Consider the following 21,014-nt stretch of genomic DNA (forward strand, 5'->3'; position numbering starts at 1 on the left):
AGCTTTTTGACGGTATGCGAAATGTCCTGGGATGGGGCTTCATGTGGGTCCCGCCATCACGAGCAGCGTAAAAATAAGCATTTGCTGAAAGACGGCCACGTCAATCTATCGCCTTTCAGTCATGGATATGCCAACCGCTCAGCCACTTGACGGTCTCTGCGGTGCGATGATCAACGATCTCGCTGTGCCCCAGGTCAAGGCGCGAAACCTCAGCCATCTCGGCATCCGTCAACGAAAAGTCCCAAATATCGATGTTCTCTTCCATACGCTCCCGCCGTACGGATTTTGGAATAATCACGACGCCGCGCTGCACGTTCCAGCGCAGGACGACCTGTGCCGGGGATTTCCCGTATTTTTTCGCGATGGCGACGATCTTTTCATTCGTAAAGATGCCGTGCTTGCCCTCGGCAAGTGGTCCCCACGCCTGCGGTACGACGCCGAACGCCTTCATTGTTTCGAGTGCCTTTTCCTGCGCGAAGAAGGGATGCAGCTCCACTTGATTGACCATCGGCGGAATCTTTGCATTGAGGCAAAGATCGGTAAGCCGATCCGGATAGAAATTGGAGACGCCAATTGCACGAATCTTGCCCGCCTTATAGAGTTCCTCCATCGCGCGCCATGCGCCGTAATAGTCGTTAAAGGGCTGATGGATCAGATAGAGATCCAGATAATCCAGCCCCAGCTTATCCATGGAAACGGCGAACGCCTTCTGCGCGCCCTCATAGCTCGTATCCTGCACCCATAGTTTCGTCGTGATAAAGAGTTCGTCGCGCGGGACGCCGGATGTGCGGATTGCCGCGCCGACAGCCGCCTCGTTAAAATATGCTGCCGCTGTGTCGATCAGCCGATAGCCCGCCGCAATCGCATCCAACACTGCTCGCTCGCACTGCGCCGCATCCTCAACTTGAAAGACGCCGAATCCTTCCATCGGCATCCGAATGCCATTCTTCAATGTTACATATTCCATGGTATAATCCTCCTGTTTCCCAACAGAGTGCGGTGCCGTCTCCCGCCTTGTCAAGCCCCCTGCTCAGCTCCGCGGGTCTTGGCTGAGTTTCCCGTAGAAATAGGATGCCGTCGCGCCCCCGTCGATGAGGAAATCCGCGCCCGTGATGAACGCGCCCTGCGGACTCAGCAGCAGCTCGGCGACGTTCGCGATCTCGTCCGACGTGCCGGGACGTCCCGCAGGGCATTTGGCAAACATATTCTTGTAGAAGTCGCCGCGAATGCCGTTGAACTCGTCGATAGCGAGCGGCGTCACGACGATCCCCGGCGAGATCGAGTTGATGCGTGCGCCGCGATCGCTCCAGCGCCCCGCCGCCTCGCCCATGACGCGTTTCGCATTCGCGCGTTTGGAGAGCTGATAAGCATGGAGACTGTTTTCGATCCGATCCGGCTGCAGGAAATCGAGCGCGAGCAGTTCCTCAGTCGGCGTCACGGCGAGCGCCTTGTCCTGCTCCGCCGTGAGCTGTGCCATGCGGTGCCCGGACTGACTGGAGATCGTCACGCCTGTGCCGCCGCGCGCGATGACCTTGCCGACCTCCTCGAGAAGCACCGCCGTGCCGTAGAGGTCGACCTTCAGGATGGCTTCGATGCTTGCCTGACTGGGCGAGAGCCCCGCGCCGTTGACGAGCATCTTGACCTCTCCGTATTCCTGTGCCTTTTCGATGAGGGTGCGGATGGAGGTGCGGTCGGAGAGATCCATCTCCATCGCCTCCGCATCAAAGCCCGCGTTCATCATAATCCCCACGATATTGTCCGCGTTCTTCCGGCTCTTATCGCCCACGACGATCTTCATCTCATAGCCCATGCGGCGCGCAATCGCCATGCTCAGCTGACCGGCTCCCGTCACAATCATAACGTCTTTCATATGTTCTCCCCGTTTCCTATGATAGATTCAAAACGTCACCGGTTTATTTTCCAAGTGCGTGCGTATCGGAAAACATAAAATACTGCTCCCGTGCCGCAATGCGCCACCCCGCCGCAGTCCTCACATAGCGATCCTCATAGCGCACGGCGTGCGTCGTCAGCATATCGGCACCGTCCTTCTCGTTGACGAGATGTGCCAGCGCATAGCAGGTTCCCGTGGCATGCGTCTCGTCCTCGAAGGCGACCGTCTGCTGTCCGTTCATATGGAACGCCGCCTTCGCCGCGCCGAATCCCTTGTACGCCGCAATCAGATCATGCACATTCTTCAGATCCATACCGAGCTCGCCGTTAAAGTAAACACGCACCCGGCAGTCCTCGGTAAAAATGTTTACATAGTAGTCCTGATTGTTCTTGTCGGACTCGTTTGCGTAGGTATCGACAAGCTGTTTCAGCTCTTGGCTCGCTGCGATTTCTTCGATCATCGTCATTGTAATCCCCCCGTTTTCATGGTCAATAAATTTTTATTCTGAAAAGCTTTCGATCCAACTGCGGATGATCGGCTCCGACGCAGTGACACCGGCGCCGTGAATCGGCAGCCCCTTTGCAACGTGCGCACCCGGGCAAAGGCGCGCGATGTCCTTTTCGCTCGCGCCCATGCCGCTGCCCTCGTGCGTGCAGAACGGTCGGATCGTCTTTCCTTTGAAGTCAAAATGCTCGAGAAAGGTGAACACCGCCATCGGCATCGTCCCCCAATAATTGGGGAATCCAAGATACACGACGTCATAGCCGTCGAGGCTCTCCGGATATTCCTTCAGTGCGGGGCGGGCATTGTTCCGCCGATCGGCGCGCGCCTCCTCGATGCAGGTGTTGTAATCCGCGGCATATTCCCGAACCGGATCGATGCGGAATATGTCCGCCCCCGTCAACTTCCGGATGATGCCCGCGGCGACTTCCGTATTCCCTACCGGCAGTTCCTTGAGTGTGCCGCTCACATAGTTCTCGTGTGCGCGGGAAAAGTACGCAATCAACGCTTTCATTCTGTGTGCCTCCGTTCTCGTTTCTGTACCTATCATACAGCAAGATTCGTTGACACGGAATCTCCGATATGTTACAGTCACTTTAACCAAAAGTTCAAAGCGGAGGCATCATATGATCAGCACACAGTTATCGGTATTTTTAACGGTCGCGAACTGCGGCAGTTTCAGCAAGGCAGCCGAGCGGCTCTTCATCTCTCCCACGGCGGTGATGAAACAGATCAATACGCTCGAGAGCCGCCTTGCACTTCCTCTCCTCACGCGCAGCTCGCACGGCGTCCGTCTGACCCCGGCGGGCGAAATCATCTGCAAGGACGCACAGTTTCTGACGGACTATGCCGCTCAATCGGTTGAAAACGCGCGCCGCGCCATGACCGAAGAACCGAAGGTGTTTCGCGTGGGAACCTCGATGCTCAACCCGGCAAAGCCGTTCATGGATCTCTGGTACCAAATGAGCGAGGCGTTCCCGAACTACGCGCTGAATCTCGTTCCCTTCGAGGACGATCACAACGGCATTCTTGCGGAGATTGTGCGCATTGGCGAGAAATACGATTTCCTCGTCGCGGCGTGCGATTCCGATGCATGGCTGGAAAAATGCAATATGCTCATGCTGGGACGCTATGAGATCATGTGCGCCGTTCCCCGCGGGCATCGCCTTGCGCAAAAGGAGCTGCTCACGCCGTCCGACCTCCGCGGCGAAACGGTGCTCATGGTCGCCGCGGGCGACTCCGCGAGCAACGATGCCGCGCGCCGCACATTAGAAGAGGATCTGCATATCCGGATCGAGGATACCGCGCATTTTTACGATATCTCGGTGTTCAACCGCTGTGCCGAAACGGGCAGCGTACTGCTGACGCTCTCTTGTTGGAAGGATGTGCATCCCGCGCTCGTGACGATTCCCGTCGATTGGGCGTACGCCGTCCCCTATGGACTCCTCTATGCGCAGCATCCGCCCGCGCACATCGAGAGATTCGTCCGCACGCTCGCGCAGCATAGATAAGGGAGTCGGTTATACTTATGCGTACAGTGCATAAGTATAACCGACTCCCTTTATTTTATCGCCTTCCGACCACGGCGATCCAATATTCACCATCCATAAAGTGCGTCTCGACTTGAGCGAATCCCGCTGCGCGGAAAAGCCGCTCAAACTCCTCGGGCGTCGGATTCGTCAGCTCGTATGCCTCAACCTTTTCCCGTATGCCCACGGGCAGGTCGGGGCGCTCATAGATCTCCGCGAGCAGGAGAAACGTCCCGCCCGGTTTGACCACGCGCGCGACTTCCTTCAAACTCTCCGAAGGATTCGGCCAAAAGTAGAAACTCTCAACGGTCACAACTTTATCAAAATGCGCGTCGGAAAACGGCAGAGACTCCACTGATCCCGGGAGAATCTCCATACGCCCCGCTGCCACGAGCATGCTGTTGAATGCCCGCGACGCCTCGACCGACGTCTCGGAATAATCAATGCCGACGAGATGTCCCTCTGTCACACGCTCCGCCATGCGTGCGAGCGTATTGCCGCCGCCGCAGCCGACGTCGAGCACGGTATCATTCGGTACGAAGGAGAGGAGGCTCAGCCCCCACGCCGTGAGCTTCGCATGACTCTCGTTCATGCGCGTGAGCATCGCACGCCCTGCTGCGCCCTCAGGGCGGCGCGGGTTCCCCTCCGCCGTCTCGCGGTCGCGCTCCGTCCAATCCTTTTCCGCCATTACTCCGCTACCCCCATCGTCTGTTTCGAGAGATCAAAGCCAAACTGCATCGGATCGGCAGGATCCCAAATGCGCGTCTTTTCGTTATAGCGCACGGGCACATAGAACGTTACCGTACCGGCAGGCTGCAGCTCGCGATATGCCTCCGCCGTCGCCTCCACGGCGACGCGTCGAATCTCCTCGGGCGAGGCGTCGAGCTTCATGCGCCGGCGCAGAAGCGAGGACGCCTTTTCCTTTGCCCCCTGCATATCGAACCGCGTGATCGTCACTTCGACCGTTGCCTCATCCTTGCCCTGCTCCGAGACCATCGTCTCGACCGTGGCGCTGCGCAGCGACTCCATGTACGCGTCGCCGAGCTGTGCCGCCTCCTCGGGCGAGAGCACCGCCCCCGTTGTCTGGAGGGCATTCTCAAACGCCGACTTCATATTGAACGACTCCGTCGGGGCTCCGTAGGACGCAAGCTGTTTCTGCGCCGCCTCGTCCTGCCGCACGAACGCATCACAGTAGAGCTTGATGCTCTCGGCAGCGTTCGCCTTCTCCATGCGCCCAATCGTCGAAACGTAAAGCGCCGCAAGAATCGCCGCCGTAAAGATCCCGATAAAAATCATCGGAAATCGAATTTTAGAATTTTTCACAATAAAATTCCCCCTACCTACTTAATTTATCGGAAGGATCTTACAGGAACTTAGCGGATTTCTCCCGCGCAATATTACAAATAGGTAAAGGATGCAAACCAAAATCTACGATGCGCCAAAATCGCACATCACGTCATCCCTTCCCACCAGTGCGGGTAGTCGGCCGGAGAAGCGATATCCACCGCCTCACCGATACGCGGCGTCACAACACGATAGGGACGCCCTGCACTCTCACGCAGAAGCTCCGCATAGGGTTCCTGCCATTTGTGCAGAGCAAGCGCAAATTTCCCTCCATGTGCGGGAAGAATGGCACGTGCGCACACATCCTCCGCCGCCTGCGCCGTCTCGGCAGGCAGCATGTGGATCGGGTGCCACTGCATGTTATACTGCCCGTTTTCCATGAGTGCGAGATCAAATCCGTCGAACCGCTCGCCGATGGTGCGAAAATGCTTCCCATAGCCGCCGTCTCCGCTGATGTAAACACGCCGCTCCGGCGCAACGATGGCAAATCCGCACCACTCGGTGTTGTTGCGCGTCAGGAAGCGTCCGGAGAAATGCTGCGATGGCAAAATATGGATGTGGAAATCATCGGCGAGCGCAATGTCCGTATCCCAATCCTCTTCGTGCAGATGCGCAAGGTCAAATCCCCATGCCTCAAAGAACTCGCCGACGCCGAGCGGACAGATGATCTCCTTGATTTTGGGCTTCAACGCCATGACGGTCGCGTAGTCGAGATGATCCCAATGGTCGTGCGTCATGAGGAGGACGTCGAGTTCGGGAATATCCGCCGCCGTATAGACGTTGCTCCCGCGAAAGGCGCGGTTGATGAAAAAGACGGGCGATCCGTATGCGGAAAAGACGGGATCGATGAGAATGCGCCGCCCCGCAATCTGAAGATAAAAGGTCGAGTGCCCCATCCATACGGCAATATCCTTCTCGCGCGGGATCGCGGCGAGATCTGTTTTATTGCTTGGAATAAGTTCCTTTGGAATGCGGCCGTCGTCCGTGTCAAAGAGAACGCGCCACAGGGTCTCAATACGTCCGGGGCGCTCCTCGTCGGGCAGCTTGTCATTCATGTATTCCACGGGTTCGAGGCAGACGAATTGTCCGTTCACATAATGCGGCGACTGCTTGATGCGTTTGAGGCGCGCGCCCTGCGGGGCACGGCCGAATTTTTCCTGCGAGACGAAGAGTCCCGCCCCACCCGCGAGCGCCCCGATCCCCGCGAGCACGCCAAGCAGGAAGTTTCTGCGTTTCATAGTTCCCCCATAAGTATAATGCGCGCCCAAGGGCGCGCATGAATTGAATCTGTTTGAGATGACGACGCCGGGCGCGAAAATCCCGCGTCACCTAAATGCCCAAGGAGGCAATCCACGAATTAATCGCCATCGGCGTCTCCCCCATCTCAAACCGCCGCCCCTCTTTGACGAGGGCGCCCGGCGCCGAAGGACGCAGGTGTGCTGTGGTCTGTCCCATAGGGCTGCCTCCGGAGGTAGAAAACGGAACGACGGTCTTATCCTTCAAGTCACAGCTCTCAAGGAACGTATTGATAATATGCGGTGCAATATACCACCAAATCGGGAATCCCACAAAGACGGTCTCATAATGCGAAATATCGGGCAGTTCACCCGCGATCTCCGGGCGGCTTGCCGGGTCGTTCATCTCAACGCTCGAACGGCTCTTTTCATTATTCCAATTGAGATCGTCCTCGGTATAGGGAACGGCGGGCACAATCTCATAAAGGTCTGCCCCTATCACATCCGCAATTTTTTCGGAAATTTTCTCTGTCCGCCGTGAAGGAGAGGCAGAAAAATACGCGATCAGATATTTTCGATACATATCATTGGCCTCTCTTTGCAAGAAAATCATAGGCAAAGCCGCGTTCACCGCGCAGAATATCGGACTCAAACATGCGGTTCCATGGGAACGTGACCTCTACGGTATCAATGTCCGCAAGCGGCGGCAGATTCTCCTCAATGAAGCGGTTCATCATACGTGTAGAGCGCGCACTGACCGCATCCATCTTCGAGCCGAGGCTGCCATAGAAGCCATCGCCGCGCAGCCATGTGAGCTGTCGTGCAATGGTATTGCGCACGTTTGCCTGGTACGCCCAGTCGTCGAGATAGCGTGTCGTGAGCAGACGATCGGCAGCATCACCGCTCATATGACGGACAAGCATCCCCTCGCCGATGGCGAAGCCGGAGCTGTTCGTCGGTGTATTCCAGCCCGCATAGGCGCGAATCTTATAGAGCAAACCACGCTTTTGCAGCTCCGCCATGAGCGCGTTATCGGAACCGTTGGCAAAGGCAACGTCAGCAATTGCAACGGGGTAGCCCTTCCCCACGTAGTCGGAGACAATGTCGGCAAAATATGTTGTTCCTTCGCGCGGTGTCCCGTCATTCAGTGCCGCATTCGCCTCATAGGTTCGCCCGTCGGGATTTGTGTTCACCGTGAGTACGACGTCTGCTTTTTCGGGTGCACGCACGACCATACCGCCCGCTGCGAGAACAGCGTCGCTGATGGAGGTGCCGATTTTTTCATCCGAGTAGGCGGGTACGGTCTCTTCCCCGCGTCCCCAATTGTAACGCGGATAGACGAAGGGAATTTCATGACGCTGCTCATTAACGGCGCGCGTAAGCATGAGAAGCGCGATCTCGTCGATGCCCGCCATCGTCTGAAAGCGTGTCTTGCCAAGATCCGCGCCTTCCTGTGTAAGGTGACGGCTCTCGAGATGGGTCTGCGAGAACGGCGCGTTATCGTCGCGCCCAAGCGCAAGGTACCGGAACGTACCTTTTTTTCGCATGAGCTCAATCATGTAGGAGTTCACTGCGTAGTTCTTCTCGCGGCGTCCCATCCAATCGGCGAGTGCTTCTTTCGGGATCAGCCGTTCAAGAAAAGCATATTCCTTTTTCTCGCGGCGTGTGAGTCCTTCAACCTCATCCTTGTCACGCAGAACCGTGTAGCGGAAGATATCGGCGCCGTAGCGGCGGTAGTACTCCGGTTCCTCGTGTCCAGACGCCTCGGCAGTACGCGGTGTACGCATGATTGAGCCGAACACGTAGAGCGGCACCTTCGGCTGCTCATGCTGGAGTTCTGCAAATCGCGCGGCGCGTGCCATGACCTCATCGCGCGAATACGCATGCTTGCGCGAGCCGACAAGGCTGCCATAGATCATGGCGTCCGAGGAGATGACAGCCCCCTTCACCCCAGGCTGCGCGATATTCGTCCGCACCCATGCCCACAGTTCATCCGGATGCCCGAGATCCTCGCGGTTGCCGAGGAGGTCATTCGGCGGTACGACAATGTCGTAGCCGAGCTGTGCCACGACATCCGCCGTCTGTTTGCTCGAGATGGGGCGGCTGTCATGCGGGATGAAGAGAATTTTCTCGGTCACGGGAGCCGACTTTGCCGCCTCCGTTATCTGCGGGAACAATCCCAGCACCAAAACAAAACAAAGTATACGAATGAGCATATTCCTTCTCACTCTGTACCTCCTTCCGGTGTCCCTGTCTGCACCTTGTCCTTCAAAATGTTTCTCAGTGCGTCCTTCACATCATCCGGTACGTTCAGTTTTGTATCAAACATGATGCCGCCGTCGCGCACCTGCGCCCCCTCGATCTCAATCATATCGATGAGTCGGTGCCCGCGGAACTCTGTCTGCCCAAAACGAGACGCCGCCAACACCTCGTGGAAATCAACGCGCACCGTATTGCCGCGCACATCAACGGGGACGCGATCCGAGACGTCGAGATGTCCGACCATGCGCTCCACCATAGAGAGCGAAACACGCGCGAAAATCCACGAGACAAGCCCGTGATTGGGAACTTTCTTCTTGCGTACACGGTAGACGGCGTACGATTTCTCACCGTCATGCACCATTTCCTCGATCGTGCCGGACAACTCGATGCGCTTATATTTTTTTGCCGTTGTGCATACGATATCGAGCGTTCCATTCGCGTGCGATGTGAGTGTGATGCCCGTGATGCTCCCGTCTGTACCGAGATTTTTTGCGATCGCCTCGTTCATCGTCGCATCGCGCACAAAGAGATGTCCGTCCGCGATTTCCGTCAGTGTCTCGCGATCCCATGTGTCGCGAAGTGCTGTCAATACAGGCGTATAGTCCTGCACCGTCTCCCGGATCGTGCTCCAATCGAAGCTGCGCAAATCCTCAATGAAATGCGCCGGAATATCAATAACCATTAACCGTTCGCTTTCTCTGCCGCGGCCTTCCTCTCACGCAGCTCAAGCCACAGGTTCTGCGTGCGCTCGAAGAGTTTTGCATCGTTCTTACGCACTTCCTGATCGCTCATGATCTGCGAAAGCATCTGCGTCGCCTTTTCATAATTCTCAAGACGGTAGTATGCCGCCCCCGTCATATAGATTGCCATCATATCACTCATACCGTTGATCGGGTAGTGCTCCGTCATAACGGATTTCTCGTAGAGTTCCGCTGCGCGCAGCAGCGCCTCGTTCTCCTTATCGCGATCATCCGTATCGCGGTAGACCCACGCCATGCCCATGCAGTAGCCCGCCTGTTTTTGCAGCGGCCAGCCGAGCCGCTCGGCGAAGTAGATGCCGAGCTTGTACGCGCGGATTGCCTCTTCCACCGTACGCTCCTCTTTGTATGGAAGATTGACCTTATGCCCCGCAAGAAGCTCCTTGATCTTATCCTTGTCACGCGCCTTCAGAGGCTCGCCCGTGAACTGCTTTTCATCGGCGGCAAAGCCGCAGTGTTCGCACATCCATACGCGATAGCGGTAAGGGTTCACTCCCTCATAGTGAACGCAGTAGTCCTCATCAGTCTCAAGCGTGATCAGGCGCGCTTTCATCTTCGTCACGTGCGTCTCTTCCCCACAGACCGGACACGGTTTTTCCACCGTATATGTATACTCTGACATAATGCACCCTTCCTCCCTGTCAAAAAGACTATATGTAGGATACCATAAAACGTGCGAAAAAGAAAATTTTTCCACATAAAAACACGCCCGGCCACATTAAATTGGCCGGACTCCTCAAAGTGAGACGCGCGGATAAGAGCATGTTTTTTCAGGTTACTCATCAAATACGTCTGCATGGGTGCCCGTATTCGTAAGCGTAAGGGTCAGTATATCGTCTTCAACGAGATATATAAGCAGCCAGTCGGGCTGAATATGACATTCCCGAAATCCCGCCCAATTCCCTTTGAGTTCATGATCCCGATGCTTTGCAGGAAGCGTGTGACCTTGCCGCAGCTCATCGACAACAGCATCTAAAAGCCCAATATCAAGCCCCCGCTTCTTGGCACGTTTGTAATCCTTTTTGTAGGCTGATGTGAATTTTACTCGGTAGGTCATTCTTCGAGCGCCCTCTTCAAATCATCCATGCGATCAAAACTCGGAACGCCGGGATCGCGTGAGATACGCCTCGCTTCCTCCATCGCGGATAGTGTACGCGCGTTATAGTGCGGCATCTCTATGCTGAACGGAATGCCGCCGCGCAGGACGCATTGATGCAGGAACATGTTGACGGCGCCGGACATATCAAGTCCCAGTCTCGAGAAGAGAATACCTGCCTGTTCTTTGACGTCACGGTCGATTCTTATTTGTGTCGGCACTGTTGCCATGATGAACACCACCTTTTACTGTATTTTACATATTTTGATTTACAATGTAAAGCGAAGTATATATAAAAGCGGAGTCGAGGTACAAATGCACCACGACTCCGTTTTCGTATGAGGTTTCACCGCATAAAGGTATAGACCGCGATATTGCTGAGGATCGAGAGGGGCTGCGCCCAGATGCCGACGATGAGGGTGCAGAGGACGGCGAGAACGCCGACGGCGGATGCGGGCAGGGGCAGTACGAGTTTACTTTTGACCTCTTTCTCTCCTAGCTCGACGTCGCGGTACATCTCCTTGATGACGAGGAGGTAGTAGTAGACGGATGCCATAGACATGACGAACCCGACGCCCGCGAGCCAGAGATAGCCCGCGTCGATGACGGCGGAGAAGATATAGATCTTCCCGACGAAGCCTGCCGTCGGCGGCAGTCCCGCCATCGTGAGAAGGGCGACCATGAGAAGCCCCGCGGGGAGCAGAGATTCCTTTGCCAACCCGCGCACGGTGTCAAAGTCCGCCGCGCCGCGTTTCATCTCGAGATAGGTGACGGTGACGAACGCGGCGACGTTCGCGAATACGTAGGTCATCGCGTAGAAGAGTACCGCCTTGATGCCCGCCGCGTTCGTGGCGACGAGCGCGCTCATCATGTATCCTGCCTGTGCGATGGAGGAATACGCGAGCATCCGTTTGATATTCGTCTGCCGGAACGCCATGAGGTTGCCGCCGACCACGGAGACCGCCGCGAGCACGGCAATCAGGTGCGCCCAATATGCGGCGAGCACGGGGAACGCGACGAAGAGGACGCGCAGGAGGACGGCGATGCCCGCCGCCTTCGAACACATGGCGAGCAGTCCCGTGACGGGCGCGGGCGCGCCCTCGTAAACATCGGGCGCCCATAGGTGGAACGGGATGATCGAGAGTTTGAAGAAGAATCCCGCGAGCATCAGCACGACGCCGATGAGCCCGAGCGGAAAGAGCATCCCGTAGCCCTGTGCGATCCCCTGAAAGAGCATCGTCCCCGTCATGCCGTAGACGAGGCTCATGCCGTAGAGCAGCGCCGCCGTCGAGCCCGCGCCAAAGACGAGGTATTTCATCCCCGCCTCCGCCGAGCGCGGCGCATCCGTCCGCAGTGCGACGAGCGCATAGAAGGAGACGGTCATGAGCTCCAGCCCGACGAACGCGGTCATGAGGTCGTTCGCCGAGGCGAGCGCGCACATGCTGAGGAGCACCGCGAGGAGCAGCACATAGTATTCGCCGCGGTGCGGCAGAACCTCTTCGGCGTAGTCCATGGAGAACAGGACGGTGGAGAGTATGCCCGCGATGAAGAGCATCTTGAAAAATACGGAATAGCCGTCCACGATGTAATGTCCGGCATAGAACGCGACCGCGCCGCCGTCCGGCGGATACATGCCAACCGCGCCCGCGAGTACGGCAAGCAGTCCGACGGCGGTCACGCCGCCGAGAATCCGGCGCGGCGCATTTTTTTCGAGAATCAAATCGAGGAGGAGCACCGCCGCCATGAGTACGGCGATGCCGATCTCAACGGAGAGCGCTGCAAAATTCATGTCCGCCATCATCACATCCCCCCTCCGAGTATCGTCGGCGCATCGTTCAGCAGCTCAAAGAGCGGCACGAGCGGCGCGACGCCGCTGTCAACGACGTTCATCAAGAGCCCCGGGAACACGCCGAGTCCGACGAGGAACACACCGAGCACGAAGAGCGGCGCGAGGTCGATTTTCTGGGTGTCCGGGATGGCGGTAAAACGCTCCGTGCGTGGGCCAAAGAGCACGCGCGCGAGCATCCGCAGCACATAGAACGCGGTAAATACGATGCCGCTCACGGAGACGACGGCGATGACGGGGTAGACCTCCATCACGCCGACAAAGATCGTGAACTCGGGAATGAAGCCGATCAGTCCCGGCAGTCCGAGCGAGCAGAGCCCCGCGAGCATGAACCCGACCGTGATGTGCGGGCGGTGATGCGCGAGCCCCCACAGATCGCCGATGCTGCGGAGATCCGTCTTGTCGTAGATGTAGCCGATCTGCGAGAAAAAGAGCGCGAGCATGATGCCGTGCGCCACCATATACGCGACCGCGCCGCTGACGCTCACGGCGTTCAGCGCCGCAAAGCCGAGCAGGACATAGCCCATATGGGAGACGGACGAATAGGCAATCATGTACTTGATGTCGCGCTGCGCGAGCGCGATGTAGGAGGCGTAGACGACGTTGATCATCGCGAGCACGGCGATGACGGGTGCCCAGAACTTTGCGCCGAGCGGCAGGATAAAGATGCCGATGCGGATGAGCGCGTAACCGCCTATTTTTTTCAGCACGCCCGCGTTGATCATGGAGATCGCGGTGGGCGCGCCCGCATAGCCGTCGGGCGACCAGATGTGCAGCGGGAACATCGAGAGATGCGAGCCGAAGCCGACGAGCAGGAGGAGGAACGCGGTGACCTGCACCTCCCATGGAATATAGCCCGCCGTCGCCGCCATCGCGAGCGCCTCGAAGTCGAACGTGCGCATCCCCGTCTCGTACGCGCTCACATAGAGGAGGAGCACACCGAGCAGCATGAATGCCGAGCCGACGAGGAGGAACACCGTCATCTTCATCGCCGCGTGCTCCTTCGAGACGCGTTCCGACGAGCCCCAGATGAGCACCATCAGGTACGCGGGCACGACGACCATCTCGCAGAGCACGAGAAAGAGGAACATGTCGCGCACGAGGAACGCCCCCGTAACGCCCCCGATGACGATGAGGAGGAGGACGAAATACTCCTTGACGCGTTTCTCGACGTGCCACGAGCTAAAGACCGCCGCGAGCCCGACGACGCCCGAGAGAAGCAGCATGGGCAGCGAGATGCCGTCCACGCCGAGCGCATAGGCGACGCCGAGGTCGGTGACCCACGGAACGTACTCCGTGAACTGCATCCCGCCCGGCATGAGGTCGTAGTTCGCATAGACGTGAAGGATGAGCAGCAGCGTGAGTGTCATCGCCGCCGCCGAGAGCCGCCGGATCGTACTGTGCAGCCCGCCCGGCAGGAGCGCGATGATGCACGCCGCCGCGAGCGGCAGCCATAGAATGATCGAAAGAACGGGAACCGCCGTCATCGCAGGGCACCTCCTCCCCAATACGCAAGCACCTGCACTGCCCAATAGAGCGCATAGCACAGGAGTATCAGCACACCCGTGTAAAAGACCACGACGTAGCGCTGCGCCTGCCCGTTCGCGGACTCCGTGAGGAGGTCGCTTGTCGCGAGCGCATAGCCGCCGAGTCCGTACATCGTGCCGTCGAAGATCTTCTCGTCGATCCAGCGCAGAACGACCGCCGTTCCGTAAACGAAGCGCGTGCGGATATGCGCATAGAGCTCGTCGATGTAAAATTTATTGTAGACGATGCGATAGGCGAGGCCGAACCGCTTCCGCTCCATCGAGGCGCGGAAACTGTGCCTCCCGTAGATTTGGTACGCGGCGGCAAAGGCAAGAAGCGCGAGCGCGGTGCTCGTTCCTGCCACCGTCCAATCGATGGCCTCTTGATGCGGCACGCCCGCGTGAACCCACTGCGAGAACCCGCCGAAATAGCCCCACAGACCGCTCCCGATCGTGAGCAGAGCGAGCGCCATCATCGGCAGCCACATGCGGGCGTCGACCTCGTGCGCCTCGTGTTCGCTCCGATTCTCTCCGAGGAACGCGAGGATGAGCAGGCGCGCCATGTAGAACGCCGTGAGGAAGGACGTCGCCGTCGCCATGACGTAGAGCGGCGTGCTCGCGTGCATGACCGCCGCGAGGATTTCATCCTTGGAGAAAAAGCCCGACAGCGGCGGGATGCCCGCGATGGCAAGCACGCCGATCACCATTGCCGCGAAGGTCAGCGGCATCTTTTTGTAGAGCCCGCCCATCTTCGTGATGTCCGTCTCGTCGTGCAGCGCGTGCATGACCGCGCCCGCGCAGAGGAAGAGCATCGCCTTGAAGAACGCGTGCGTCATGAGGTGAAACATCGAGGCGGAGAACGCGCCGACGCCGACCGCCATCATCATGTAGCCGAGCTGACTGATCGTCGAATACGCGAGCACCGCCTTGAACCGACGCTGCGTCACGGCAATGACCGCGGCGAAGAGCGCCGTGAACGCCCCCAGCCCCGCGATGAAGTCCATCACGACGGGCGACGTGCTGAAGATGAAGAATGCACGCGCCACGAGGAACACGCCCGCCGCAACCATCGTTGCCGCGTGGATGAGCGCCGAGGTCGGCGTGGGGCCTTCCATCGCGTCGAGCAGCCACACATGGAGCGGGAACTGCCCGGATTTGCCGATCGCGCCCATGAAGAGCAGGAATCCAATGAGCGTGAGCATCCCCGTCCCTGCGGCAATCGCGTAGGGCGGCACCATCATGCGCAGCTCGACGAAATCCATCGTGCCGAATGTGATCTGCACGAGCAGAATGCCGAGCAGCATTCCGAAGTCGCCGATGCGCGTTGTGATGAACGCCTTTTTCGCCGCCTCGCGCGCCGCCACCTTTTGATAGTAAAAGCCGATCAAGAGGTACGAGCAAAACCCGACGCCCTCCCAGAACACATAGAGCTGGAGGAAGTTAAGCGCGACCACGAGCCCGAGCATCGCCGACGAGAACAGCGACATGAATGCGAAGAACCGCCCCATGCCCGCGTCGTGTTCCATGTAGCCGGCGGAGTAGATATAGACGAGCAGGGAGACGAGCGTCACGATGACGAGCATCATCGCCGTGAGCGGGTCGATGAGCACGCCCATCTCGAGCGCAACGTCGCCGACCTTTGCCCACAACGTTTTCATCACATAGGGATCGGACATCGTGATTTGGTAGTCCACGACCGCAAACGCGACGCAGACGGAGAACACGAACGCCGCCGCCATCATCGCGATCGCAATCGCCGCGGAGAGATTCTTCTTTGACCGCGTAAAGGGCGCGATGATGAGGAACGCGATCGCCGGGAAGAGCGGGATGAGATAGGCATGGGTCAGTACGAATGTATACATGTCCTTCCCTCCCCTAATCTCTCAGCGTATCGAGTTCGTCGACATTGGTCGTGAACCTGATTTGATACAGACGGAACGCGAGCGCAAGCCCGACGGCGATCTCGGACGCCGCCACCGCGATGGAAAAGAGCGCCATGAGCTGCCCCTCCGTGTTGTGCGCATAGAAGCGATCAAACGCAACAAGGTTGATGTTGACCGCGTTCAGCATGAGCTCCACGCACATGAGGATGGGGATGAGACCGCGCCGCGTGAGCAGTCCGTAAAGTCCGATGCAAAAGAGCAGTGCGGACACAAAGAGCAAATCGGACAGTCCGATCATGCGGCATCCCCTCCTCTCGCAAGCATCAGCGCGCCGATCATCGCCGCGAGGAGGAGCACCGCGCCAATCTCAAACGGCAGGACGTACGTGCCGAGCATCAGCGCGGCGATCTCATGCGCGCCCGTCGATGCACCGAGCATCCCGTCCGGCATGGGAGCGAGCACAATGCCGAGCCCCATGAGGAAGAAGAATCCGCCCGCGAGCAGTCCCGTCACAACGCACCGAAAGAGTTTCTGCGACGGATTCGAATGCTGCATCGAGTCCCGCCGCGTCAGCATGATCGCCATGACGATGAGCACGGCGACCGCCCCACTGTAGACCATGAGCTGCACCGCGCCGAGGAACTCCGCACCGATGTAAAAGTAGATCGACGCCACGCCGATGAACGACACGACGAGGAAGAGCGCGCTGTGCACGACGTTCGGCGAGAGCACAACGCCGAGTGCGCCGATGACGGTGATCGCCGCGAGCACATAGAAGATGAAACTCATGACGCGCCCCCTTCCTGTGCCGCGTTGTTAGGCGGTTCCACGATTTTTTCTGCGGACTTTTCCGCAGTTTTTTCAGCCGGCGCAGCTTGTACCGCCGCACTTGCATTCGCCTGTGCCGCAGGTTTTTCCTCCGCAGGTGCATCCTGCCCCGCCGTCTTCGCGGCGGCTTCCGCAGCCTTTGCTTCCGCCTCCGCTTTGGCTTTTGCCGCAGCCTTTGCCGCCGCTTCGGCTTCCTTCTTCGCCTTTTCCTCCGCCGCCTCGATCTCGACGCGTGCGAGGAACTCCGCAAGATCGGCGCGGTCTTTATCGGTCATCGCGTCGTGGGTCATCGTCTCCTTGCTCCATGTGGAGATGGCATAGTCCTTGTCCCACACGAGCGTCTTGACGGGGCAGACTTCCACGCACAGATTGCAGTAGAGACACCGCCCGGATTTATGAATATAGTATTGCATGTGACGCTTTTTCTTCGCATCCTGCACGATCGTCAGATCGAGCGCCTTGTTCGGGCACGCGTTCGCGCACATGGAACAGCCGATGCAGACGCGCCAGTCCATCGCGAGGTTGCCCCCGCGGAAATTCTCCGTCATCGGCAGCTTCTCTTCGGGGTAGCAGAACGTCTCCTTTTTCCCCCAGAGATGCTTCCATGTGACGCTCATTCCGGTCAGCAGACCTTTTCCAAACATGTCGGCGCCTCCTTAGACCATCCCAAAGACATACATCGCGACGCCCGTCAAAAAGACGTTGATCATCGAGAGCGGCACAAGTACCTTCCATCCGAAGGTGAGAATCTGATCCACGCGCGTGCGCGGGAACGTCCAGCGGAACCACATGATGAGGAACACCATGACGAGCGCCTTGAGTCCGAACCACACGAAGCCCGGCAGGAAGGAGGGGCCGCTGTAGCCGCCGAGGAAGAACGTCGTCGCGAGAATCGCCGCCGTCAGCAAATTCGCATACTCGGCGAGGAAGAACAGCGCCCAGCGCATCCCCGAATACTCTGTAAACGGGCCCGCGATGATCTCCGACTCGCCCTCCACGAGGTCAAACGGCGTGCGGTTCGTCTCCGCGACCGCCGCAATCAAAAAGATGACGAACGCAAGCGGCTGCACGAAGATGAACCACGCGTTGTGCGCCTGCATCTGCACGATGTCGTCGAGCCTCAGCGATCCCGTCAGCATGACGACGCCGAGCAGCGAAAAGAGCAGCGGCGCTTCGTAGCTGAGCATCTGCCCCACGATGCGCATCCCGCCGATGAACGAATATTTATTGTTGGACGCATAGCCGCCCATGAGGAACGGCAGTACCGCCTGTCCCGACACAGCGAAGAGGAGGAACACCCCGACGTTCACGTCGGCGAGCACCGCGCCCGCATCGAACGGGAAAAAGGCATAGACAAGCGCCGCAGGTACGAAGAGCAGCGCGGGCGAGAGCGCCCACACGACCTTGTCCGCACCTGCGGGCATGATGTCCTCCTTGCTCATGAGTTTGAGCATGTCCGCGATCGGCTGGAGGAGACCAAAGCGACCGCCGACCCTGTTGGGGCCGAGACGCACCTGAATGAACGCGCAGATTTTACGCTCGGCATAGGTAAAGACGATCGCCGCCATCGAGATGATGCCGAGGAGCGCCGCAACGCCGACGACCGTCATGACGAAATCCACGACGAGCGGCACGGGCACGATCGCATAGATGAGTTCACGCATCCACGCTGCCAAAGCGGCAAGCAGAGAAAGTTCCATCATCCCCCTCCTTTCTCAGCAGTCCACTTCGCCCATGATGGGGTCGATGGACGAATACGCGGCGACCGAGTCGCCGATGAGCATCCCACGGCACATCGCGTCGAGCCCCTGCATATTGACGAACGAGGGGCGGCGAATGTGGATGCGGTAGGGCTTCGGCGTGCCGTCGCTGACGATGTAGAACCCGAGCTCCCCGCGCGTCCCCTCCGTGCGGCTAAAGACCTCGCCCTTGGGCGGCTTCACGACCTTCGGTACCTTGCCCATGAAGTCGCCCTCGGGCAGTCCCTCGATCGCCTGCCGGATGATGCGCGCACTCTGCGCGATCTCCCCGAGCTTCACTTGGTAGCGATCCCAGTTGTCGCCGTGCGCTCCCACGGGAACGTCGAACTCGAACTCATCGTAGACGCTGTAGCCGTCGACCTTGCGCAGGTCGAACGGCAGCCCCGTCGCGCGCAGATTCGGCCCCGTCATGTTGTAACGCAGGGCTTCCTCCGTCGTCATCGGGGACGTCCCCACGATGCGGCGGACAAAGATTTCGTTGCCCGTGAGGAGCTTATTGTACTCGTCGAGGAAAATAGGAACCTCGTCGAGGAATGCACGGATCATCGTCACCGCCTCGGGCGAAAGATCTTCCTTCACCCCGCCGATGCGGATGTAGTGAAACGTCTGACGCGCGCCGCAGACGAGGTTAAAGATGTCGAGAATCTTCTCGCGGTCGCGGAAACAGTAGAGCATCCCCGTCGACGCGCCGAGATCGTTCGCGAGCGTCCCGATGAAGATGAGATGACTGTTGATGCGGTTCAGCTCCGCCATAATGACGCGGATGTACTCCGCGCGCCGCGTCGTCTCGATGCCCGCCAGCTCTTCAACTGCGAGCGCATAGCCGAAATTATTGTTCATCGAGGACACATAGTCGAGCCGATCCGTATAGGGCAGCCCTTGGATGTACGTCCTGTCCTCAAGCAGTTTTTCAATCCCGCGGTGGAGATAGCCCATGACGGGCGTCGCCTTTAGGATGCGCTCGCCGTCTAGCTCGAGCTGCACCTGCAGGACGCCGTGCGTCGAGGGGTGCTGCGGTCCCATGTTGAGCGTATAGGTCTCCGTTCTCGGCATCACGGCGCCTCCTTTCGAATGCGCGGAATCTCGGGCGGCGGAGGGGCCTTGAAATCCTTGCGCAGCGGATGTCCCGCGAAATTCTCGGGCAGGAACACGCGCCGCAGGTCGGGATGCCCCGTGAAGGCAATGCCCATGAGATCATAGACCTCGCGCTCTTCGAACTCCGCGCCCGGGAACACCGCCGTCGCGGACGGCACGCGCGGCGCATCGTGCGGGAGCGTGACCTTCACCGTCAGCCAATGCTCCGATGCGGGCGCAAAGAGATGATAGACCGTCTCGAAGCGATCCTTCCAATCGACCGCCGTCAGATTTTCAAGGCGCGTAAAAGCGAGCGCCGCATTGCCGCGCAAATAGGTCAAAAACGATATGAGTTCATCCGCGCCGATGTAGACCGCAGGACGTACCGCTTCCGCGTCGTATTCCGCCGCCGGAAATTGCTCCTTGATTGCCGCAAGCGTTTCGGCGGGTGCATATTCTTTTCTCATGCTGTCACCGCCGCTTTCTCCTTTGCCGCCCACGCCGCGCGCTCTGCCGCGACGCGTTCGGGATGCAGGATCTTTTCCCGCAGCTTCAGCATCCCGTCCATCAGCGCCTCGGGACGCGGCGGGCAGCCCGGGATGTAGACGTCCACGGGCAGGATGTCGTCGATGCCCGGGACGACGGAATACGAGTCGGCGAAAGGGCCGCCCGCAATCGTGCATGCGCCCATCGCAATGACGTATTTCGGCTCGGGCATCTGCTCGTAGAGCCGCACGATCGGCTCCGCCATCTTCCACGTCAGTGTCCCCGCCACGATGAGCAGATCCGCCTGCCGCGGGCAGGGACGGAACACCTCGTAGCCGAACCGCGCGAGATCGAACCGCGCCGTCGCCGTGCTCATCATCTCGATCGCACAACAGGCAAGTCCTGAGGACAGCGGCCAGATGGAGCTTGCGTGCGCCCAGCGAAAGAGCTGATCGATTTTTACGACGAATACATTGTGCCGCAGCGATTCCGGCACGCGCTCCGCTATCTCCATGTCAGATCCCCCTTTCGCCACGCATAGCCGAGTCCGAGCGCGAGAATGCCGACGAATACGAACATCTCTATGAGCGCAAACACTCCGAGCATCCGGAACTCGACCGCCCATGGATAGAGGAATACCGTCTCGATGTCAAACACGATGAACAGCAGCGCATAGAGGAAATATCCCGCGCGGAACTGCACATACGGCGACCCGACCGGATCGACGCCGCACTCATACGGAATGTACTTCTGCGGCGACGGACGGCGCGGCTGCAAGAGGAACGCAGGCCCCAGCGCCATCACGGGAAACGCGAGCGCAACCAAGAGGAAAACACCAAGACTCCCATACTCTCCCATACACAGACCCTCCTTGTATTAAGATATAAAATAAATACATAGGAAAAACAAATAATCATAAACAATACACAACGGATAAAAAATTATGCTGAAACCGTTCATTCTAAATCAGATTTATAACAGGCGGCTGCAACAAT

At 58.5% G+C, this 21,014-nt stretch carries 25 protein-coding genes; 1 reads left to right on the plus strand and 24 read right to left on the minus strand.

Annotated features, from left to right (window positions below):
* Positions 1-115: 115 nt before the first annotated feature.
* The 4 genes from K341_RS0105235 to K341_RS0105250 all read right to left on the minus strand — a co-directional run bounded on the left by K341_RS0105235 (position 116) and on the right by K341_RS0105250 (position 2,906).
* Positions 116-967, minus strand: a complete 852-nt coding sequence (locus K341_RS0105235) for an aldo/keto reductase (RefSeq protein WP_026762096.1) — start codon at positions 965-967, stop codon at positions 116-118.
* Between the two features lie 63 nt (positions 968-1,030).
* Positions 1,031-1,870, minus strand: a complete 840-nt coding sequence (locus K341_RS0105240) for an SDR family oxidoreductase (protein WP_026762097.1) — start codon at positions 1,868-1,870, stop codon at positions 1,031-1,033.
* 43 nt (positions 1,871-1,913) lie between these two features.
* Complete coding sequence (locus K341_RS0105245; RefSeq protein ID WP_009729237.1) at positions 1,914-2,357, minus strand: nuclear transport factor 2 family protein; 444 nt, start codon at positions 2,355-2,357, stop codon at positions 1,914-1,916.
* Positions 2,358-2,390: 33 nt separating this feature from the next.
* Positions 2,391-2,906 (minus strand): flavodoxin, encoded by a 516-nt coding sequence (locus K341_RS0105250; RefSeq protein ID WP_009729236.1) that lies wholly within the window; start codon positions 2,904-2,906, stop codon positions 2,391-2,393.
* Positions 2,907-3,018: 112 nt separating this feature from the next.
* On the opposite strand from K341_RS0105250, the gene K341_RS0105255 reads away from it, so the two are divergent.
* Positions 3,019-3,903, plus strand: a complete 885-nt coding sequence (locus K341_RS0105255; protein ID WP_026762098.1) for a LysR family transcriptional regulator — start codon at positions 3,019-3,021, stop codon at positions 3,901-3,903.
* Between the two features lie 55 nt (positions 3,904-3,958).
* On the opposite strand, the gene K341_RS0105260 is transcribed toward K341_RS0105255, so the two are convergent.
* The 20 genes from K341_RS0105260 to K341_RS0105355 all read right to left on the minus strand — a co-directional run bounded on the left by K341_RS0105260 (position 3,959) and on the right by K341_RS0105355 (position 20,877).
* On the minus strand, positions 3,959-4,609 hold the full coding sequence (locus K341_RS0105260) for a class I SAM-dependent methyltransferase (protein ID WP_026762099.1): 651 nt from the start codon (positions 4,607-4,609) through the stop codon (positions 3,959-3,961).
* Positions 4,609-5,217: a DUF5105 domain-containing protein gene (locus K341_RS0105265; protein WP_248676876.1), complete on the minus strand. Its 609-nt coding sequence runs from the start codon at positions 5,215-5,217 to the stop codon at positions 4,609-4,611. The genes K341_RS0105260 and K341_RS0105265 overlap by 1 nt, the downstream gene beginning before the upstream one ends.
* A 155-nt stretch (positions 5,218-5,372) precedes the next feature.
* Positions 5,373-6,503, minus strand: coding sequence for an MBL fold metallo-hydrolase (locus K341_RS0105270; RefSeq protein ID WP_026762101.1), 1,131 nt, complete (start codon positions 6,501-6,503; stop codon positions 5,373-5,375).
* Between the two features lie 91 nt (positions 6,504-6,594).
* Positions 6,595-7,083, minus strand: coding sequence for a flavodoxin (locus tag K341_RS0105275; protein ID WP_026762102.1), 489 nt, complete (start codon positions 7,081-7,083; stop codon positions 6,595-6,597).
* Between the two features lies 1 nt (position 7,084).
* Positions 7,085-8,716, minus strand: a complete 1,632-nt coding sequence (locus K341_RS0105280; RefSeq protein ID WP_009349164.1) for a DUF4127 family protein — start codon at positions 8,714-8,716, stop codon at positions 7,085-7,087.
* Between the two features lie 8 nt (positions 8,717-8,724).
* Entirely contained in the window at positions 8,725-9,444 is a 720-nt protein-coding gene (locus K341_RS0105285) for a hypothetical protein (RefSeq protein ID WP_009349165.1), read from the minus strand.
* The gene (locus K341_RS0105290; protein ID WP_009349167.1) at positions 9,444-10,142 is read right to left on the minus strand and encodes a DUF2225 domain-containing protein; all 699 of its coding nucleotides are present in this window, start codon (positions 10,140-10,142) and stop codon (positions 9,444-9,446) included. The genes K341_RS0105285 and K341_RS0105290 overlap by 1 nt, the downstream gene beginning before the upstream one ends.
* A gap of 153 nt (positions 10,143-10,295) precedes the next feature.
* Positions 10,296-10,577, minus strand: coding sequence for a type II toxin-antitoxin system YafQ family toxin (locus K341_RS0105295; protein ID WP_009349168.1), 282 nt, complete (start codon positions 10,575-10,577; stop codon positions 10,296-10,298).
* Positions 10,574-10,846 carry a type II toxin-antitoxin system RelB/DinJ family antitoxin gene (locus tag K341_RS0105300; RefSeq protein WP_009349170.1) on the minus strand — a complete coding sequence of 91 codons (273 nt, stop codon included), beginning with the start codon at positions 10,844-10,846 and terminating at the stop codon, positions 10,574-10,576. The genes K341_RS0105295 and K341_RS0105300 overlap by 4 nt, the downstream gene beginning before the upstream one ends.
* Before the next feature lie 116 nt (positions 10,847-10,962).
* A complete protein-coding gene (locus K341_RS0105305; RefSeq protein WP_026762103.1) occupies positions 10,963-12,417 on the minus strand; it encodes an NADH-quinone oxidoreductase subunit NuoN in 1,455 nt (484 codons plus the stop codon).
* On the minus strand, positions 12,417-13,949 hold the full coding sequence (locus K341_RS0105310) for a complex I subunit 4 family protein (protein ID WP_026762104.1): 1,533 nt from the start codon (positions 13,947-13,949) through the stop codon (positions 12,417-12,419). The genes K341_RS0105305 and K341_RS0105310 overlap by 1 nt, the downstream gene beginning before the upstream one ends.
* Complete coding sequence (gene nuoL / locus K341_RS0105315; protein ID WP_026762105.1) at positions 13,946-15,850, minus strand: NADH-quinone oxidoreductase subunit L; 1,905 nt, start codon at positions 15,848-15,850, stop codon at positions 13,946-13,948. Before nuoL ends, K341_RS0105310 begins: the two co-directional genes overlap by 4 nt.
* Before the next feature lie 13 nt (positions 15,851-15,863).
* A complete protein-coding gene (gene nuoK, locus K341_RS0105320) occupies positions 15,864-16,169 on the minus strand; it encodes an NADH-quinone oxidoreductase subunit NuoK (RefSeq protein ID WP_009657691.1) in 306 nt (101 codons plus the stop codon).
* Positions 16,166-16,660 (minus strand): NADH-quinone oxidoreductase subunit J family protein, encoded by a 495-nt coding sequence (locus tag K341_RS0105325; RefSeq protein WP_026762106.1) that lies wholly within the window; start codon positions 16,658-16,660, stop codon positions 16,166-16,168. The genes nuoK and K341_RS0105325 overlap by 4 nt, the downstream gene beginning before the upstream one ends.
* Complete coding sequence (locus tag K341_RS0105330) at positions 16,657-17,343, minus strand: 4Fe-4S dicluster domain-containing protein (RefSeq protein WP_026762107.1); 687 nt, start codon at positions 17,341-17,343, stop codon at positions 16,657-16,659. The genes K341_RS0105325 and K341_RS0105330 overlap by 4 nt, the downstream gene beginning before the upstream one ends.
* A 12-nt stretch (positions 17,344-17,355) precedes the next feature.
* Positions 17,356-18,402, minus strand: a complete 1,047-nt coding sequence (gene nuoH, locus K341_RS0105335; RefSeq protein WP_026762108.1) for an NADH-quinone oxidoreductase subunit NuoH — start codon at positions 18,400-18,402, stop codon at positions 17,356-17,358.
* Between the two features lie 12 nt (positions 18,403-18,414).
* Positions 18,415-19,512 carry an NADH-quinone oxidoreductase subunit D gene (locus K341_RS0105340; protein ID WP_026762109.1) on the minus strand — a complete coding sequence of 366 codons (1,098 nt, stop codon included), beginning with the start codon at positions 19,510-19,512 and terminating at the stop codon, positions 18,415-18,417.
* The gene (locus K341_RS0105345) at positions 19,512-20,000 is read right to left on the minus strand and encodes an NADH-quinone oxidoreductase subunit C (protein WP_026762110.1); all 489 of its coding nucleotides are present in this window, start codon (positions 19,998-20,000) and stop codon (positions 19,512-19,514) included. Before K341_RS0105345 ends, K341_RS0105340 begins: the two co-directional genes overlap by 1 nt.
* Positions 19,997-20,533 carry an NADH-quinone oxidoreductase subunit B gene (locus K341_RS0105350; protein ID WP_009438716.1) on the minus strand — a complete coding sequence of 179 codons (537 nt, stop codon included), beginning with the start codon at positions 20,531-20,533 and terminating at the stop codon, positions 19,997-19,999. The genes K341_RS0105345 and K341_RS0105350 overlap by 4 nt, the downstream gene beginning before the upstream one ends.
* Positions 20,524-20,877, minus strand: a complete 354-nt coding sequence (locus K341_RS0105355; protein ID WP_009349182.1) for an NADH-quinone oxidoreductase subunit A — start codon at positions 20,875-20,877, stop codon at positions 20,524-20,526. The genes K341_RS0105350 and K341_RS0105355 overlap by 10 nt, the downstream gene beginning before the upstream one ends.
* Between the last annotated feature and the right edge of the window lie 137 nt (positions 20,878-21,014).

It is taken from the genome of Centipeda artemidis DSM 19719, assembly GCF_000426665.1.
GTDB classification, from domain to species: domain Bacteria; phylum Bacillota; class Negativicutes; order Selenomonadales; family Selenomonadaceae; genus Centipeda; species Centipeda artemidis.

Coding starts and splice junctions, on each gene's coding strand:
- K341_RS0105350 (WP_009438716.1), bottom strand. CDS start 20,533: ATGGAGATAGCGGAGCGCGTGCCGGAATCGCTGCGGCACAATGTATTC.
- K341_RS0105275 (WP_026762102.1), bottom strand. CDS start 7,083: ATGTATCGAAAATATCTGATCGCGTATTTTTCTGCCTCTCCTTCACGG.
- K341_RS0105250 (WP_009729236.1), bottom strand. CDS start 2,906: ATGAAAGCGTTGATTGCGTACTTTTCCCGCGCACACGAGAACTATGTG.
- K341_RS0105305 (WP_026762103.1), bottom strand. CDS start 12,417: ATGATGGCGGACATGAATTTTGCAGCGCTCTCCGTTGAGATCGGCATC.
- K341_RS0105290 (WP_009349167.1), bottom strand. CDS start 10,142: ATGTCAGAGTATACATATACGGTGGAAAAACCGTGTCCGGTCTGTGGG.
- K341_RS0105285 (WP_009349165.1), bottom strand. CDS start 9,444: ATGGTTATTGATATTCCGGCGCATTTCATTGAGGATTTGCGCAGCTTC.
- K341_RS0105245 (WP_009729237.1), bottom strand. CDS start 2,357: ATGACGATGATCGAAGAAATCGCAGCGAGCCAAGAGCTGAAACAGCTT.
- K341_RS0105255 (WP_026762098.1), top strand. CDS start 3,019: ATGATCAGCACACAGTTATCGGTATTTTTAACGGTCGCGAACTGCGGC.
- K341_RS0105240 (WP_026762097.1), bottom strand. CDS start 1,870: ATGAAAGACGTTATGATTGTGACGGGAGCCGGTCAGCTGAGCATGGCG.
- K341_RS0105330 (WP_026762107.1), bottom strand. CDS start 17,343: ATGTTTGGAAAAGGTCTGCTGACCGGAATGAGCGTCACATGGAAGCAT.
- K341_RS0105325 (WP_026762106.1), bottom strand. CDS start 16,660: ATGAGTTTCATCTTCTATGTGCTCGCGGCGATCACCGTCATCGGCGCA.
- nuoH (WP_026762108.1), bottom strand. CDS start 18,402: ATGATGGAACTTTCTCTGCTTGCCGCTTTGGCAGCGTGGATGCGTGAA.
- K341_RS0105235 (WP_026762096.1), bottom strand. CDS start 967: ATGGAATATGTAACATTGAAGAATGGCATTCGGATGCCGATGGAAGGA.
- nuoL (WP_026762105.1), bottom strand. CDS start 15,850: ATGTATACATTCGTACTGACCCATGCCTATCTCATCCCGCTCTTCCCG.
- K341_RS0105270 (WP_026762101.1), bottom strand. CDS start 6,503: ATGAAACGCAGAAACTTCCTGCTTGGCGTGCTCGCGGGGATCGGGGCG.
- K341_RS0105340 (WP_026762109.1), bottom strand. CDS start 19,512: ATGCCGAGAACGGAGACCTATACGCTCAACATGGGACCGCAGCACCCC.
- K341_RS0105345 (WP_026762110.1), bottom strand. CDS start 20,000: ATGAGAAAAGAATATGCACCCGCCGAAACGCTTGCGGCAATCAAGGAG.
- K341_RS0105310 (WP_026762104.1), bottom strand. CDS start 13,949: ATGACGGCGGTTCCCGTTCTTTCGATCATTCTATGGCTGCCGCTCGCG.
- K341_RS0105280 (WP_009349164.1), bottom strand. CDS start 8,716: ATGCTCATTCGTATACTTTGTTTTGTTTTGGTGCTGGGATTGTTCCCG.
- K341_RS0105295 (WP_009349168.1), bottom strand. CDS start 10,577: ATGACCTACCGAGTAAAATTCACATCAGCCTACAAAAAGGATTACAAA.
- nuoK (WP_009657691.1), bottom strand. CDS start 16,169: ATGATCGGACTGTCCGATTTGCTCTTTGTGTCCGCACTGCTCTTTTGC.
- K341_RS0105355 (WP_009349182.1), bottom strand. CDS start 20,877: ATGGGAGAGTATGGGAGTCTTGGTGTTTTCCTCTTGGTTGCGCTCGCG.
- K341_RS0105260 (WP_026762099.1), bottom strand. CDS start 4,609: ATGGCGGAAAAGGATTGGACGGAGCGCGACCGCGAGACGGCGGAGGGG.
- K341_RS0105300 (WP_009349170.1), bottom strand. CDS start 10,846: ATGGCAACAGTGCCGACACAAATAAGAATCGACCGTGACGTCAAAGAA.
- K341_RS0105265 (WP_248676876.1), bottom strand. CDS start 5,217: ATGATTTTTATCGGGATCTTTACGGCGGCGATTCTTGCGGCGCTTTAC.